The sequence below is a fragment of the Bartonella sp. AP280QHHD genome (assembly GCF_042196125.1).
Classification (GTDB): domain Bacteria; phylum Pseudomonadota; class Alphaproteobacteria; order Rhizobiales; family Rhizobiaceae; genus Bartonella.
The window spans coordinates 16,307-33,658 of the sequence record NZ_JBHIPQ010000056.1; the positions used below are offsets into that span (position 1 = coordinate 16,307).

Below are 17,352 nucleotides of genomic sequence, written 5' to 3' on the forward strand. Positions count from 1 at the left end.
TGGTATGAAGTTTATACCAATTGTTTGAATAATTAAGGAGAAGCCTATGCTAACAGATCTAGCGGCGGCATTTTTCTATTTGTTTGCTTTTATTATGCTAACAAGTGCAGTTATTGTTATTACAGCACGCAATCCAGTGCATTCTGTTTTGTTTTTAATCCTCGCATTTTTTAATGCAGCAGCTTTGTTTTTACTTGCAGGAGCAGAGTTTTTAGGGCTTATTCTGCTTGTTGTGTATGTTGGAGCTGTCGCTGTTTTATTTTTATTTGTCGTTATGATGCTTGACGTTGATTTTGCTGAGTTAAAGAGTGGAACTCTTCGGTATGCTCCTATTGGAGCTCTTATTGGTGTTATTATCGCTGTAGAATTGATTGTTGTTTTTATGAGTAGCTATTTTTCTCCAGTCTTGAGAACGCATGTTACGCAACCAATGCCAGATTTAGCGCAGCGAACAAATACACAAGCATTAGGTGATATTCTCTATACGGATTATGTTTTCTATTTTCAAATTGCTGGAATGATTTTATTGGTTGCAATGATTGGAGCTATTGTTTTAACACTTCGTCATAAATTAGGAGTAAAGCGGCAATCTATTGCGGAGCAAGTTTCTAGAACGGTAGAAAGTGCCATTGAAATCAAACAAGTTGAATCAGGCAAAGGTATGTAAGGGGGGCTATGCAGATGTATATTGATATTACACATTATCTCACTGTTTCTGCTTTGATGTTTACAATTGGTATTGCTGGAATTTTTCTCAACAGAAAAAATGTGATTATTATCTTGATGTCCATTGAGCTTATATTGCTTTCAGTTAATCTCAATTTTGTTGCATTTTCAGCATTTCTTCATGATCTCGTTGGTCAGGTATTCGCTTTATTTGTCTTAACCGTAGCAGCTGCTGAAGCTGCCATTGGTTTAGCAATTCTGGTCGTTTTTTTCCGTAATCGTGGTTCCATTGCGGTTGAAGATGTTAATGTAATGAAAGGCTAACCAGTGATGTATTATACGATTGTCTTTCTTCCGCTTTTGGGTTTTTTAATTGCTGCACTAGGTGGAAAAACGATAGGAGATCGTGCGAGTGAATTGATAACATGTAGCTTTATGGTTGTTGTTGCCATATTATCGTGGATAGCATTTTTCAGTACTGCACTTGGTCATATTCCAGCGATTGATGTATTGGTATTACATTGGATGACTGTTGGTGACTTAAGCTTTAATTGGGCTTTACATGTTGATGCATTAACAGCTGTCATGCTTATTGTTGTGAATAGTGTTTCGGCATTAGTGCATATTTATTCAATTGGTTATATGCACCATGACCCTTCAAGGTCTCGTTTTTTTTCTTATCTTTCTTTGTTTACATTTATGATGCTTATGTTGGTCACATCCAATAATTTGATTCAGATGTTTTTTGGATGGGAAGGTGTCGGACTTGCTTCTTATTTACTCATTGGTTTTTGGTTTCAGCGCGATTCTGCTAATAAGGCCGCAATGAAAGCTTTTGTAGTTAACCGTGTTGGAGACTTTGGTTTTCTCTTAGGAATCTTTAGTATTTTTGTTTTGTTCCAATCGGTTGATTTTGCCTCTATTTTTGCAAAAGCTGCCGACAAGAGCTTTATACAAAATATGACATTTTTAGATTGGCAATTTGATGGGCAGACGGCAATTACCATTACATGTCTTTTATTATTTATTGGTGCGATGGGAAAATCCGCACAATTTCTTTTACATACTTGGCTGCCTGATGCAATGGAAGGGCCAACCCCTGTATCAGCGCTTATTCATGCCGCTACAATGGTAACGGCTGGTGTTTTTATGATTGCGCGTATGTCGCCAATTTTTGAACTTTCTTCAACTGCTTTGACCGTGATTATTATTGTTGGTGCAACAACAGCGTTTTTTGCAGCAACTGTGGGGTTGGTGCAGAATGATATTAAGCGTGTTATTGCTTATTCTACATGCTCTCAACTTGGTTATATGTTTGTGGCATTAGGTGTTGGAGCTTATGGCGCTGCTGTCTTTCATCTTTTTACGCATGCTTTTTTTAAAGCCTTATTGTTTCTTGGTGCAGGTTCTGTGATTCATTCTGTGTCTGATGAACAAGATATGCGAAAAATGGGTGGGTTACGCAAACATATAAAGATCACCTATTGGATGATGATGGTCGGGACCATTGCCTTGACCGGAGTTGGAATTCCAGGAACACTTTTCGGGACTGCAGGTTTCTTCTCAAAAGATGCGATTATAGAGTCTGCTTTTGCATCTCATAATATTGCTTCAGGATATGCTTTTTATCTTCTTGTTTTTGCTGCCTTTTTAACAAGTTTCTATTCATGGCGACTTATCTTTATGACATTCCATGGTAAACCACGGGCAACAGTTGATGTGATGCATCATGTTCATGAATCGCCTCCAGTTATGTTGATTCCACTCTTTCTTTTATCTATTGGAGCAATATTTTCTGGTGTCGTTTTCCAACCTTACTTTTTTGGTGACTTGTATAATGCTTTTTGGAAGGGAGCATTGTTTACAAGCAGCCATAATCATATTCTTCATGATGCTCACCATGTTTTTAATTGGGTAAAATGGTCGCCTTTTATAGCAATGATTCTTGGGTTTATGTTGGCTTATTTATTTTATATTGTGGCTCCCTCTCTTCCCAAGAAAATGGCGCGTATTATGCCAGGAGTGTATCACTTTCTTTACCAAAAGTGGTATTTCGATCAATTATATAACTTTTTATTTGTTCGTCCTACCTTTAGAATTGGTTCTTTTCTTTGGAAAGTGGGAGACGGTAAGATTATTGATGGTCTAGGTCCCAATGGTATTGCAGCGCGTGTTGTTGATATTACAAATAGAGTTGTTCGAATGCAAACAGGCTATCTTTACCACTATGCATTTGCAATGCTTATCGGCGTTGCATTGCTCATTACATGGATGATGATCGGGGGCGTAAACTAATGACCGATTGGCCTATTCTTTCTACGGTTACATTTTTGCCGCTTGTTGGTGTTCTTCTGATTTTGTTTATCAAAGATGATAGTGAAGTAGCACGCCATAATATACGTAATGTCGCATTTTTTACGACTCTATTTGTTTTTATTATTTCTTTAATTATTTGGATAGGATTTGATTCTAGCAACCAAAATTTTCAAATGGTTGAAAAATCCAGTTGGTTAGGGGGTGGTATTAGCTATCATATGGGGGTCGATGGTATTTCTATTCTTTTTGTTGTTCTCTCGGCTTTTCTTTTGCCTTTCTGTATTTTAGCAAGTTGGGAGAATGTTAAAGAGAGATTAAAAGCCTATATGATTGCGTTTCTTCTTCTAGAAGTTGCGATTATTGGTGTTTTTTGTGCTCTTGATGCAATGCTATTCTATGTTTTTTTTGAAGGCAGCCTCATTCCAATGTTTATCATTATAGGTGTATGGGGAGGAGCACGTCGTGTTTATGCAAGTATAAAGTTTTTCTTATATACTTTACTTGGTTCAGTGCTTATGCTGGTTGCTCTTATGGTTATGTATTGGGAGGCTGGGACACTTGATATACCAACTTTACTCAATTATCAGTTTCCTGCTCATATGCAAATATGGCTATGGCTTGCATTTTTTGCTTCTTTCGCAGTTAAAATGCCAATGTGGCCAGTTCATACATGGCTCCCTGATGCTCACGTAGAAGCACCGACAGCGGGTTCTGTTATTTTAGCTGGTGTCTTACTTAAATTAGGTGGGTATGGTTTTCTTCGTTTTTCTTTACCTATGTTTCCTATCGCTTCAGCAGATTTTGCGCCTTTTGTTTTCACATTATCGCTTATCGCTATTATTTATACATCACTGGTTGCACTTGTTCAAAGTGACATCAAAAAACTTATTGCATATTCCTCAATAGCGCATATGGGATATGTAACGATGGGTATTTTTGCTGTGAATGAACAGGGGATACAAGGGGCTATTTATCAGATGCTATCCCATGGAATTGTTTCAGCAGCATTGTTTCTTTGTGTTGGGGTTATCTATGATCGCTTGCATACACGTGAAATTTCAGCGTTTGGTGGTTTAGTGAATAATATGCCTAAATATGCTGTTGTTTTCTTAATTTTTACCATGGCAAATGTTGGTTTGCCTGGAAGCTCAGGATTTTTGGGTGAATTTTTAACCTTAATAGGTGTTTTTCAAGTAAATAAATTGGTTGTTGTTTTAGCAACAACAGGTGTTATCTTATCGGCAGCCTATGCCCTTTATCTTTATCGGCGTGTGATTTTTGGTTCCTTGGATAAAGAGAATTTAAAAGTATTAATAGATCTTTCTTTAAGAGAAAAACTCCTCCTTTATCCAATGGTTATTCTTACAATATTCTTTGGTATCTATCCAACGCCTATTCTTAAGGCAACGGCGTTTTCCGTAGAAACCCTCATCAATAAACTGCACTAGATAAGGGAAGAATGCACATGCAAACTGAAATAATAGCGCAATTAGTCTTAATTCTTCCAGAGCTTTTAATTGCATTAGGAGCTGTCGTGCTGCTTATGATTGGTGTTTATTCCAATACACGTGCTTCTTTAACAGTGACAGGTTTAGCTATGGCACTTCTTGTGGCAACCATTATTATTCTTATAGTTTTTCCGAAAAATGGTTCATTTCAAACCAATGCGCTCGTTATCGATTCCTTTAGTCGTTATATGAAAATTTTAATGCTTATTGGTGCACTCTTTTCTCTTATCATGTCTGTTGGTTTTGCCAATGCACAAAAGTTTAATATATTTGAGTTTCCAGTACTTGTTCTTTTAGCAACCCTTGGAATGATGTTTATGATTTCAGCGGGTAATATGCTGTCGCTTTATATGGGGTTAGAGCTGCAATCTTTAGCTTTATATGTTTTAGCAGCGATTAATCGTAATAATGTAAAATCTTCTGAAGCCGGTATAAAATACTTTGTTTTAGGAGCATTATCTTCAGGGTTGCTTCTTTATGGTATTTCTTTGCTTTATGGTTTTACCGGTCAAATTGGTTTTCACGAAATTGCTCTTGCTTTAAAGGGCAAAAATGTACAATTGGGGGTCATTTTTGGAATTGTCTTTATTTTAGCTGGTTTGGCTTTCAAAATTTCTGCTGTTCCGTTTCATATGTGGACACCTGATGTTTATGAAGGAGCGCCCACACCGATTACAGCATTTTTTGCTGGTGCCCCTAAAGTTGCTGCAATGGCTTTAATCATCCGTATTATTGTGGTGACCTTTATTCCCCTAGGGCGTGTTGATAACGTGATGCCTGCATGGCAACAAATTTTGGTGTTCATGGCGATTACATCAATGATACTGGGTGCTTTTGCTGCAATCGGTCAGAATAATATTAAGCGCTTAATGGCTTATTCGTCGATCAGTCATATGGGTTATGCACTTGTTGGTTTATCTGCTGGAGATATGCTTGGGATAAAAAGCGTTATCCTTTATATGACTATTTATCTTGGAATGACGCTTGGTTCATTTGCCTTTATTCTTGGAATGCGCTCTCAGAATGGAAATGTTGAAAATATTTATGATCTTTCAGGGTTAGCAAAGACGAATCCGTTTATGGCTGTTGTGATGACAATACAGCTTTTTTCTTTAGCAAGCATACCTCCTATGGCTGGTTTTTTTGGAAAGTGGTATACATTTTCTGCTGCTGTCCACGCTGGACTTACGCCACTTGCTGTCGTTGGGATGATAGCGTCTGTAGTTGGGGCTTTTTACTATTTGCGAGTCATTAAAATTATGTGGTTTGATGATGCAAAAGCGCATTTTGTTGCTTTATCGAAAGAGCTTCAATTTTGTCTTGGTCTTTCTGTATTCTTTATTTTATTTTACGCGCTTTTTGGAGTTTGGTTCGCTGAGCTAGCAGAAAAAGCAGCAACAGCATTGTTTTAATGAATATGGTTTATACTTTATCAGATTTTGCACAAAAACAGGGATACACTGTTGAAGCGTACGATAGTGTTGATTCAACAAATCTTATTGCGCAACGAAAAGCGCAAACTGGTCATCAAGGTAATCTTTGGATTGTTGCACAAGAACAATCACAGGGAAGAGCAAGAAGAGGGAGGACTTGGTCTAGTCCAAAAGGGAACCTTTATTCTAGTCTTTTATTAATTGATGATATTGTTCATCAAACTGCGGCTCAACTTGGTTTTGTTGCTGGAGTAAGTGTGGCAGAGGCAATAAAACAATTGATAAAAGAGGAAAAGCAGACAAACAATATTGTGAGCTTAAAATGGCCAAACGATATTTTGCTCAGAGGAGAAAAAAGCTCTGGAGTTTTGCTTGAGATTTTAAAATTGTCATCACAACAATATGCCTTGGTTATTGGGATTGGAATAAATGTGAAATATAATTATGAAGATGCGCCCTATTCCACTTCAAGCTTAAAGAATATCGGGTTGCGTATTGATGCAGAACAATTATTTACGGTTTTGACGGAGTGTTTTTCTAAAAATTACCTTCTTTGGAAACAACCAAAAGGATGTGAAATAATCCGAAAAAAATGGCTTTTATATTCCGCTCATCTTGGGAAACATGTCAAAGTGGTGAATGATGAAAAAGTCATTGAGGGTATTTTTGATGGTCTTGATAGTGATTTTAACTGCATCATAAAGCGAAAAGACGGTCAGACAGCCATTATAACAGCTGGGGATGTTCATTTTGGTTTGGCTGATTCTGTTAATGCAGGCCGTTATTGAAAAATTATTTTATCATCAGATACCTTAATGATTTGGGAGATGTTTATGGTTGCAGCCAATAGATGTGAATTTGTTTTTTTACCTCTGGGAGGTGTAGGTGAAATAGGGATGAATTTAGCTGCTTACGGATTTGGTCCCCAATATCTTCGTGAATGGCTGCTGGTTGATATGGGGATTAGTTTTGCTGGTTCTGAATTACCAGGTGTCGATCTTGTTTTGCCTGATATTCGTTTTCTAGAAAGTGAAAAACACAATATACGGGGTCTTGTTTTAACACATGCACATGAAGATCATTATGGGGCCGTTCTTGATTTATGTCCAAAGTTACAAGTGCCGATTTACTGTACGCCTTTTACGGCAGGATTATTGGAAACTAAAAAACAATTAGATTTTGAATCTCAAAAAATTTTACTCAATATTTTTCAAGCTGGTGATTGTTTTCAGGTAGGTTCCTTTGCTGTAGAGGCTATAGCCGTTAACCATTCAATACCAGAATCTGTATCTTTAGCAATTACAACCTCTTTGGGGACTGTGATTCATACTGGTGATTGGAAAATTGATCATACCCCTTCACTCGGGGCTGTAACCGATGAAAAAAGATTTCGTGCTTTAGGCAAAAAAGGTGTTTTAGCATTACTTTGTGATTCCACAAATGCATGTCGGGATGGTATCTCTCCTTCAGAACAGCAAGTTCAAGCCAGTCTTTCAGAGATTATTTCTAAAGCTGAAGGGCGCGTTGCGATAGCAACTTTTTCTTCTAATATTGGTCGGATACGTTCTATTGCTCTTGCAGCTGAAGCTGCTGGACGTAAGGTGCTTGTCATTGGGCGTTCCCTTAAGCGAAGTATTATGGTTGCACAAGAGCTTGGTTATATGAATGGTTTAGCACCATTTGTAACGGAAGATGATTATGGGTACATCTCGCGAAAAGATCTTGTTTTAATTGTCACAGGGAGCCAAGGTGAGCCATGTGCTGCTTTGGCTAAACTGTCACGTGATGGAATGAAAAATATTGCACTTTCCGCTGGTGATACCGTTATTTATTCATCACGAAGTATTCCAGGAAACGAAAAAGCGATTATTGAGGTACAAAATCGTTTCATTGATTTGGGTATTAAAATTATTACGAATGAAGATGCACTTGTTCATGTTTCAGGTCATCCCCGTCGTTCAGAACTTTTACAGATGTATGATTGGATAAAGCCACAAATACTTGTCCCTGTACATGGGGAAGCAATGCATCTTAAGGCTCAGGCAACTTTAGCACGTCAAGCGGGTATTAAAACTGTTATGGATATCAGAAATGGCTATATGTTACGTCTTGCACCAGAGCCTGTAGAAGTTATTGATCAAGTTCCTGTTGGCCGCATCTATAAGGATGGTTGCTTAATTGGAGATGAAGATGAATTAGGGATTCGTGAACGCCGTAAACTAAGTTATGCTGGTCATGTTACTATTTCTCTCCATATAAATAGTAAGCATGAATTATTAGGGGATATAGGTCTAACAACATTCGGGTTACCTGAAAGTAATGGAAAGGGGGAAAGTTTAAAAGATATTCTTTTAGATATCGTAGAAAATACAGTTTATAATATCCCACGCATGAAACAGAAAAATAATGAACTTATTCGAGAGGCAACACGACGTGCAGTAAGAGCGGCTGTTCATGAAATTTGGCAAAAAAAACCTATCTGTACAGTTTTTTTACATCGGTCAAAATAAAAGAACTTTCCTATTACGTTATTTAAAAAGAGAAGAGCATTTTTATTTTATTGCTAAATAAGAAAAATAGAGAATAAAGCACAATAAATTTTTAAATGATAAGATCGTTATATTTGCAAGTATTCAGAATGCGGCTATAGATGAATAGAGGGTGTGATAAATTGTTCCGATATGATAGATCTGATTAGGAGTTAATTATTTCAATGCGTCTTTCTCAATATTTCCTTCCACTTTTAAAAGAGAATCCTAAAGAAGCAGAAATTGTTTCTCATCGCTTCATGTTGCGCGCTGGAATGATTCGACAACAAACATCAGGGATTTATTCTTGGCTTCCTTTGGGAAAAAAAGTGCTTGATAAAGTTTGTAAAATTATTCGTGAAGAGCAAGAACGTGCGGGTGCAATAGAAATATTGATGCCTACAATTCAGTCTGCTGATCTTTGGCGTGAAAGCGGTCGTTATGATGATTATGGTTTGGAAATGCTCCGCATTAAAGATCGTCAAAAGCGTGATTTACTTTATGGTCCAACCAATGAAGAGATGGTAACAGATATTTTTCGCTCTTATGTTCGTTCTTATAAAGATCTTCCGCTTAATTTATACCATATTCAATGGAAATTTCGTGATGAAATTCGTCCACGTTTTGGTGTGATGCGAGCACGAGAATTTTTAATGAAAGATGCTTATTCTTTTGATCTTGATTATGAAGGCTCTGAAACATCTTATAATCGTATGTTTGTTGCTTATTTACGCACTTTTTCTCGCCTTGGCTTAAAAGCAATTCCTATGCGTGCAGATACAGGTCCAATAGGGGGGGAACTCAGTCATGAATTTATCATTTTGGCTGAAACAGGAGAGAGTGCTATCTTCTGTGATAAACAATTTCTTGAACTTACCGTTCCTGATAGTTCAATCGATTTTAGTGATAAAGCTGTTTTAGATGATATTGTTAAGCAATGGACATCTTTTTATGCAGCAACGGAAGAAATGCATAATGAAGAGGAGTGGGCTAAAGTTTCTGATCATAATCGTCTTTCAGCGCGTGGTATTGAAGTAGGGCATATTTTCCACTTTGGTACTAAATATTCTGCTCCAATGGGAGCAAAAGTTATGGGACAAGATGGAAAAGAGCATGTGGTCTCTATGGGATCTTATGGTATTGGGCCTTCGCGTCTTGTTGCGGCCGCTATTGAGGCTTCTCATGATGAAAATGGTATTATTTGGCCAAAGTTTATGGCACCGTTTGATTTTGGGATTATCAATATGAAGCCCGATGATGAAAAATGCACACAGGCATGTGAGTTTCTCTATCAGGGATTAAAGAAGGTTGGTTTTGATCCGTTATTAGATGATAGAAATGAACGCCCTGGATCAAAATTTGCAACAATGGATTTGATTGGTTTGCCAACGCAAATCATTGTTGGTCCTAACAGTATTGCACAAAATGAAGTTGAAATTAAAGATCGAAAAACAGGAATAAAAAAATCTCTAAAGGTTGAAGATGTGCTCAGCCAACTTTCTATAATTTAATAGGAAATATTATGAAGAGGCTGAAAAAAAAATGCTTTTCATCTTATGAGTGGATGATCGCTTTTCGTTATATGATTCCCAATAAAAAACATGTCGTTGCATCTGTTATTTCAATTATTTCTCTTATTGGGATTATGTTGGGCGTATTTGCTCTGGTTGTTGTTATGGCGGTGATGAATGGCTTTCGTACAGAACTTCTCAATCGTATTCTTGGTATGAATGGGCATCTTATTATTCAAACAGTTGATTCTGGTTTCTCTGATTATAAGACTCTTATTTCTTCTTTAGAAACTACAAATGGTGTGAAGTTTGCTTTACCTGTTATTGAAGGTCAAGCGCTTGTTCAAGGTGAAGTTCAAGGTGGCTCTGGCGCGTTAGTTCGTGGTATGCGCAAACAAGATCTAGAAAAGCTTAAAACAGTCTCTCAAAACATTAAATTAGGATCGATTTCTCGGTTTGATCAAGAAGAAGGTGTTGCAATTGGAAGTGGCTTAGCAGAAAAATTAGGACTGACAGTTGGAAGAGATATTCGTATTATTACTCCAGATGGTGATGAGACTCCTTTTGGCGTTACCCCACGTGTGAAAGCTTATAAAGTCGTTGCTATTTTTGAAGTTGGTATGTCTGAATATGATTCAATATTTATCTTTATGCCTCTCCATGAAGCACAAATGTTTTTTAATTTGGGAGATAAGGTTCAGTCTTTGGAATTATTTCTAAATGATCCTGATGCTGTTGATCAAATAAAACCTGTTGTAGAAAAAGTAGTTGAACAACAGGTCTATTTAATTGATTGGCGTACACGCAATCAGGCTTTTTTTTCAGCCTTACAGATTGAACGAAATGTTATGTTTTTCATTCTTTCTCTGATCGTTCTTGTTGCTGCTTTAAATATTATTTCAGGGCTGATTATGCTTGTAAAAGATAAAAGTCATGATATTGCAATTTTACGCACGATGGGGGCTCAACAGAGTGCGATTTTGCGTATATTTATCATTACAGGAATGATGATTGGTTTTATTGGAACTATATTGGGTTTAGTTTTAGGTGTTATCGCGACCGCGAATATTAATCATATCCAAGATTTTATATCTTGGTTATTTAATGTCGACGTTTTTAATCCTCAACTTTATTTTTTAACAAAATTGCCTGCACAAATTGAGTGGAAACAGACCATCTTGGTTGCTATGATGGCTTTATTCTTGTCGTTTCTTGCTGCTCTCATTCCGGCATGGCGTGCTGCTAAGCTAGATCCCGTACAAGCTTTGAGGTATGAATAATGACAGCTATTTTAGAGCTTGTAGAGATTGAAAGACACTTTTTCGAGAGTCATAAGCCACTCATTGTTTTAGATAAAGCGAATTTTATTCTTAATCGTGGAGAGCTTGTCGCACTTGTTGCACCATCTGGTGCTGGAAAATCAACACTTCTTCATATTGCTGGATTATTAGAAAAACCAACCGCTGGTGATGTGATGTTACGAGGTGTTTCTTGTGCAAAGCGCTCTGATAGTGAGCGAACAGCTATAAGACGAAATGATATTGGTTTTGTTTATCAATTTCATCATTTACTTCCAGAGTTTACGGCGTTAGAAAATGTCATGATACCGCAAATGATAGCAGGATTAAAAAAATCCATAGCAGAAGATCGTGCACGCAAATTATTGACGTATCTGCGTATTTCTCATCGTGCGAACCATCGTCCCTCAGAGTTATCGGGAGGAGAACAACAACGTGTTGCTATTGCACGTGCAGTAGCAAATGGCCCTTCGGTTCTTTTGGCTGATGAACCTACAGGAAATCTTGATCCAGTAACTTCAACTTATGTCTTTCAAGCTTTATCTATCCTTGTTCGTCAGTCTGGTCTTTCTGCTCTTATTGCAACACATAATTACGCTTTGGCTAAGCAAATGCATCGTCGAATTACACTTAAAGAACAAAAGATTATAGAACTTCCTTAAAGCAAGGTAAAAATTTTATACGACTAATTGAATAGTTTATATTACTTTATTAAAGGAGATTTTTTATGACAGTTTTTGTCGTTGACAAAAATCAATTAGATGCTCGTCGTCGTCGATTGATTTTTCGTGCATGGCATCGCGGTATTCGTGAAATGGATCTCATTTTTGGACATTATGTCGATGCTCATATTACTGGGATGAATGATAAAACGCTCTCTGAGCTTGAGTATATTATGTCTTTTGATGATCGTGATTTACTCACATGGATTACTGGAGAAATTTTGCCCCCCTCTGAAGTTGATAGTCCACTTTTCCGTGATATTGCCAATTATCGTACTTGCTTAAGTTATTAATCCCGATGCCTATATTTAAAAAAATTGTTATTCCCAAAAATAATTCTGTTCGTATGATTTTAGATGGCGTTACTGATGGATTTGAAGCCTTTGCGCTTGCTAAATTAAGTTCAGAAATTGCACAAGGTAAACCGCTCATCTATGTTGTCCGTGACGGAACAAAAATTGCGCATTTACAACAAGTTTTAAATTTTATTGAACCCAATTTACCCGTACTTCAATTTCCTGCATGGGATTGTTTGCCTTATGATCGCGTATCACCAGGAATTGCTGTTATGGCACGTCGACTATCAACATTGGCACACATAGCAAATTTACGGAAAGATCCATATTCTGCAATTATATTAACAACAGCAAATGCAATTATGCAAAAGTTGCCTCCTCGTGAAATGATAGAAGCTCAGCTTATTCACGCACGTGTTGGCCAGCGCAATAACATGGGAAATCTTATTCAATTTCTAGAAACCAATGGTTTTGAACGCGTTACGGTTGTCCGTGATGTTGGTGAGTTTGCTGTAAGAGGAGGAATACTTGATATCTTTTCTCCGATGGATGTTGAACCTTTACGCCTTGATTTTTTTGGAGATACCCTAGAAAGTATCCGCGTATTTGATCCAGAAAGTCAAAGGACAACAGGCCAAAAAACTGAACTTTTATTACAGGCAATGAGTGAGGTTGTTCTTACACCAGAACGCATCAGTCGTTTTAAAAGCAATTATACCCGTACATTTGGTGTATCACAAAAAAATAACATGCTTTATGAAGCAATTTCTCAAGGTCGGCGTTTTGCCGGTATGGAACATTGGCTTCCATTTTTTTATGAAAACCTTGATAGCTTTTTTGATCATTGTGGCAACTTACCGATAGTTTTTGAGCATCTCATAGAAGAAGTCTTCATTGAGCGCTATCGTCTTATTGAAGACTATTATAATGCGCGCAAAGAGCGCGAAAGTGATGAAAAAAATTCTACTTCTTATCATCCAATAGATCCTAGTCTTTTTTATTTAACGCCAGAGCGTGTTTTGGAAGGTGCGCAACAATCTTCACAGCGTATTGATTTTTCTCCTTTTAATGTTCCACAAAGTTTGGAACAAACTATTATTCACGCACATGTTAAACAGGGATATGATTTTGTAAAAGAGCGTAATGCGCAGGAAAAAAATGTTTTTTCAAGTGTTATTGATCATATCGCATCTTTACGCGCTGCTGGTAAAAAAGTGCTTTTAGCGTGTTGGAGTGAAGGATCTCTCAATCGTTTGTTACAAGTTCTCGATGAGCATGGATTGAAAAAAATAGATGTTGCAAAATCTTTGCAAACTGTCAAAGCAACACCTCGGGATCGCATATTAGCAGCTGTTATCATGATAGAACATGGTTTTGTGGCTGAAGATTTGGCTATTATAGCAGAGCAAGATATCCTTGGCGATCGTTTTATAAGATCGCCAAAGCGGCGTAAGAATAATACAAATTTTATTTCTGAAATTTCTGCTTTAAATTCTGGTGATATTATTGTGCATATCGACCACGGTATTGGCCAATTTGTTGGTCTTAAAACCATCAGAACCACTGGAATTTTACGAGACTGCCTTGAAATTAGATATGCTGGAGGTGATTTACTCTTTTTACCTGTTGAAAATATTGAGCTTCTCTCACGTTATGGCTCAGAAGGAACAGAGGTAACTTTAGATAAATTAGGAGGTGTTGCTTGGCAGGCACGTAAAGCTCGGCTTAAAAAACATTTATTGGAAATGGCAGGGCAATTAATCCGTATAGCTGCAGAGCGTATGACTCGTGCTGCGCCTGCTTTACTTCCACCAATTGGACCATTTGATGAGTTTGTTGCTTGCTTTCCCTATGAAGAAACGGAAGATCAAATGAATGCAATTGATGCTGTTTTGGACGATCTAGCCTCAGGCAAGCCGATGGATCGCTTGATATGCGGTGATGTTGGTTTTGGAAAAACTGAAGTAGCCATTCGAAGTGCTTTTGTTGCAGCATTAAATGGATATCAGGTTGCTGTTGTTGTACCGACAACTTTGCTTTCACGTCAACATTACAAAACATTTATTTCGCGTTTTCAAGGATTACCGGTTAAAATTGGACATGCTTCGAGGCTTGTAAAAGCGAAAGAACTTGCACGAGTAAAAAAAGGTGTTTCAGATGGTACAATCGATATTGTCATTGGAACCCATGCATTATTAAGTGATGCAGTTAATTTTTTACGGTTAGGTCTTCTTATCATTGATGAGGAACAGCATTTTGGTGTCAAACACAAAGAGCGTTTAAAAGAGCTTAAAAGTGATATTCATGTTCTCACACTTTCAGCAACTCCCATACCACGCACTTTAGGGTTAGCTTTATCGGGTGTACGTGAACTTTCATTGATAACAACCCCCCCCATTGATAGAATGGCGGTTCGTACTTTTATTTCACCCTTTGATGCACTTGTTATACGAGAGACCCTGCTTCGAGAATATTATCGTGGTGGACAAAGTTTCTATGTTTGTCCTCGTATTTCTGATCTGGCTTTTGTAGAAGAATATCTCAAAACACATGTGCCAGAACTGAAATTCGTTGTGGCTCATGGACAAATGCCGGCTGGACAACTTGATGATATCATGAATGCATTTTATGATGGACAATATGATGTGCTGCTCTCAACAACCATTATTGAATCAGGTCTTGATATTCCAACAGCCAATACCCTAATTGTGCATCGTGCTGAGATGTTTGGTCTTTCTGCCCTTTATCAGTTACGTGGTAGGGTAGGACGTTCAAAACAACGTGCGTATGCTCTCTTTACATTTCCTGCTGGTAAAGTTTTAACAATTGCTGCTGATCGCCGTCTTAAAGTGTTACAATCTCTTGACACCTTAGGGGCCGGTTTTCAATTGGCAAGCCATGACATGGATATCCGCGGTTCAGGCAATTTTTTAGGTGAAGAGCAATCGGGGCATATCAAAGAAGTTGGATTTGAACTCTATCAAAAAATGCTTGAAGAAGCTGTTGCTGAATTAAAAGATGGAGAGCTAAATGAAGATAAGCAATGGTCACCTCAAATTTCCCTTGGTACAACAGTGATGATACCAGAAAGTTTCGTGCCTGACTTATCGTTACGTATGGGACTTTATCGTCGTTTAACAGAACTTGATGATTTAGAACAAATTGATGAATTTGCAGCGGAGTTAATTGATCGCTTTGGTCCTTTACCCCTTGAGGTTCAACACCTTCTTAAAGTCTTTTATATCAAAACATTGTGTCGAAAAGCGCATGTAGAAAAATTAGATACAGGACCAAAGGGGATTGTCATACAGTTTCGTAATAACTATTTCGCAAATAGTGTTGCTCTTGTTCAGTGGGTGGGAAAACAAGGTTCAATGGCAAAAATCCGACCAGATCAAAGTATTGCTCTTATTCGTGATTGGTCCACAGCGGATGAAAGGCTTGTTGGAGCAGCGAATATTATAACACAGCTTGTCGAAATGGCAGAACAACATTCTGTTTAAAAAATATCTTTATTATTTTAGAATTATTACTCATTTTTATAAAATCATTCTATAAAAACAAACAGTTATTGATTTTGTATAAGAATAAAATTTAAGTTTATAATAAAGAGCCCTTATATATTTATTTGGTTTTTATTATATACGTATTGATATAATGAAGGAAATAGATTAGACGGTTTAACTGCAATAAATAGCACTTTCAATATAATAAGCTAATAAGCTCCTGTAAATTTTTTAGAAAAAAAATTTAGGTAAAGATAGCATGCTTTCTTCATTACAAAAGTGTCTAACTATCGTTTTTTTGTTACTCACTTTAATATATGGCGTAAAAAACGCTTATGCTGAGTTATCTTCTGATGAACAATACCAACATTTAAAAAACAAAAGAAAGAATATTAAAGAGAGCATACAATTTATTGAAGAAAGTATATCTCATTTGGATATTTGGGAAAAAAATATTTCTAAAGCAGAATACTATGAGCGTTTACAGGAACGGAATAAGTTATATAAAAAACTGAAAACTCTGAAGGATGAATATTATAATCTTGGTTCGAAATTACAGGATCTAGCTGAAAAAAAACAAAAAATTATCTCTAGAATACATATAGCGAGAGAGTATGAAGTAGGGGAGTATGAAGAAAAGTTGATTAAAGCAAAAGATTATTTAAAAAAAACTCAAACGTTTAATGAATGGGGAATGAATGAGAAAAGTGGAGGTGATGATGAGATAATGAAAAATTATCTCATATTTATTATTGCTTGCAATACGTTAGCGGATATATTGCAAAGTGATATAGGTGCTATTTTGCGCAAAGATTTTGATTGGAAAGATAAAGATTTTAGTTGGGCTAAAGGCGCAAATAATTCAATAAGTCCTAGTTTAGTCAGGGATATTAAAGAATTATTAACAGATGGCTCTTATAGTTATGAAAAACAAATATTTGACGATATAAAAAATAGTCTTACAGAAGATAATTGGTTTGTAAAAAGTGCACCTAAGCTTTGTAATACCATTAAAGAAGTACATAATATAATGCTTCCAAACAAGAAAAAGAATATTATAGATCGTATACGTTTTCATGTTGAAGAATTATTCAATTAAAAATTTACTCATATAAATACAGAGAAATTAAGATTTTATACTAAATAATAGTTAAAATATATTTTAATTTTTTGTTTTTAATTATTATTTATAATAAAGTAATTTTATGCACATAAGATATTATCTATTGTTCTTATCATATAAGATTTAATATATATATTAAATAATAAAATCATATATCTTTTTTATGTTTTCTTTTTATGCATAATTTTTTGTGCTTGTAGTTTTTTATTTTTATCTGTTTAATTATTTTAATGACGATACATCTCATATCATAAATCTTGTTTCATTAATATGATAAGAGAGATATTTTATAGCTCTAAGTTGTGTTATATAGAGAAACAAAATGATATTTTAATTCATTTTTTTCTTAAAACTTAAATCATTAACGATTTATATCTTTGATATTGTGAAAGATGAAAAGAATTTATCATTTTAGTAGATTCTTTTATTTAAGAAATAACTTAAA

General features: G+C 36.3%; 13 protein-coding genes. All 13 read left to right on the forward strand.

Going from position 1 to position 17,352, the window contains the following annotated elements:
* The first annotated feature begins 46 nt into the window (after positions 1–46).
* The 13 genes from ACFIMK_RS08870 to ACFIMK_RS08930 all read left to right on the forward strand — a co-directional run bounded on the left by ACFIMK_RS08870 (position 47) and on the right by ACFIMK_RS08930 (position 16,883).
* Positions 47–667, forward strand: coding sequence for an NADH-quinone oxidoreductase subunit J (locus ACFIMK_RS08870; protein WP_375611880.1), 621 nt, complete (start codon positions 47–49; stop codon positions 665–667).
* Positions 668–681: 14 nt separating this feature from the next.
* On the forward strand, positions 682–990 hold the full coding sequence (gene nuoK / locus ACFIMK_RS08875) for an NADH-quinone oxidoreductase subunit NuoK (RefSeq protein ID WP_273791275.1): 309 nt from the start codon (positions 682–684) through the stop codon (positions 988–990).
* Positions 991–996: 6 nt separating this feature from the next.
* A complete protein-coding gene (gene nuoL / locus ACFIMK_RS08880) occupies positions 997–2,961 on the forward strand; it encodes an NADH-quinone oxidoreductase subunit L (protein ID WP_375638389.1) in 1,965 nt (654 codons plus the stop codon).
* Complete coding sequence (locus tag ACFIMK_RS08885) at positions 2,961–4,430, forward strand: NADH-quinone oxidoreductase subunit M (protein WP_375628157.1); 1,470 nt, start codon at positions 2,961–2,963, stop codon at positions 4,428–4,430. Before nuoL ends, ACFIMK_RS08885 begins: the two co-directional genes overlap by 1 nt.
* Before the next feature lie 17 nt (positions 4,431–4,447).
* Positions 4,448–5,902 carry an NADH-quinone oxidoreductase subunit NuoN gene (gene nuoN / locus ACFIMK_RS08890; RefSeq protein ID WP_375638390.1) on the forward strand — a complete coding sequence of 485 codons (1,455 nt, stop codon included), beginning with the start codon at positions 4,448–4,450 and terminating at the stop codon, positions 5,900–5,902.
* A complete protein-coding gene (locus ACFIMK_RS08895; RefSeq protein ID WP_375613451.1) occupies positions 5,902–6,711 on the forward strand; it encodes a biotin--[acetyl-CoA-carboxylase] ligase in 810 nt (269 codons plus the stop codon). The genes nuoN and ACFIMK_RS08895 overlap by 1 nt, the downstream gene beginning before the upstream one ends.
* A 45-nt stretch (positions 6,712–6,756) precedes the next feature.
* The gene (locus ACFIMK_RS08900) at positions 6,757–8,433 is read left to right on the forward strand and encodes a ribonuclease J (protein WP_375628074.1); all 1,677 of its coding nucleotides are present in this window, start codon (positions 6,757–6,759) and stop codon (positions 8,431–8,433) included.
* A gap of 203 nt (positions 8,434–8,636) precedes the next feature.
* The gene (gene proS, locus ACFIMK_RS08905; protein WP_375628076.1) at positions 8,637–9,962 is read left to right on the forward strand and encodes a proline--tRNA ligase; all 1,326 of its coding nucleotides are present in this window, start codon (positions 8,637–8,639) and stop codon (positions 9,960–9,962) included.
* A gap of 11 nt (positions 9,963–9,973) precedes the next feature.
* Positions 9,974–11,242 carry a lipoprotein-releasing ABC transporter permease subunit gene (locus ACFIMK_RS08910; protein WP_375628078.1) on the forward strand — a complete coding sequence of 423 codons (1,269 nt, stop codon included), beginning with the start codon at positions 9,974–9,976 and terminating at the stop codon, positions 11,240–11,242.
* The gene (locus ACFIMK_RS08915) at positions 11,242–11,922 is read left to right on the forward strand and encodes an ABC transporter ATP-binding protein (protein ID WP_375638391.1); all 681 of its coding nucleotides are present in this window, start codon (positions 11,242–11,244) and stop codon (positions 11,920–11,922) included. The genes ACFIMK_RS08910 and ACFIMK_RS08915 overlap by 1 nt, the downstream gene beginning before the upstream one ends.
* A 65-nt stretch (positions 11,923–11,987) precedes the next feature.
* A complete protein-coding gene (locus ACFIMK_RS08920; RefSeq protein ID WP_375611887.1) occupies positions 11,988–12,275 on the forward strand; it encodes a succinate dehydrogenase assembly factor 2 in 288 nt (95 codons plus the stop codon).
* A gap of 5 nt (positions 12,276–12,280) precedes the next feature.
* Complete coding sequence (gene mfd / locus ACFIMK_RS08925) at positions 12,281–15,781, forward strand: transcription-repair coupling factor (RefSeq protein WP_375638392.1); 3,501 nt, start codon at positions 12,281–12,283, stop codon at positions 15,779–15,781.
* 262 nt (positions 15,782–16,043) lie between these two features.
* Positions 16,044–16,883, forward strand: a complete 840-nt coding sequence (locus tag ACFIMK_RS08930; protein WP_375613447.1) for a hypothetical protein — start codon at positions 16,044–16,046, stop codon at positions 16,881–16,883.
* Positions 16,884–17,352: the final 469 nt, after the last annotated feature.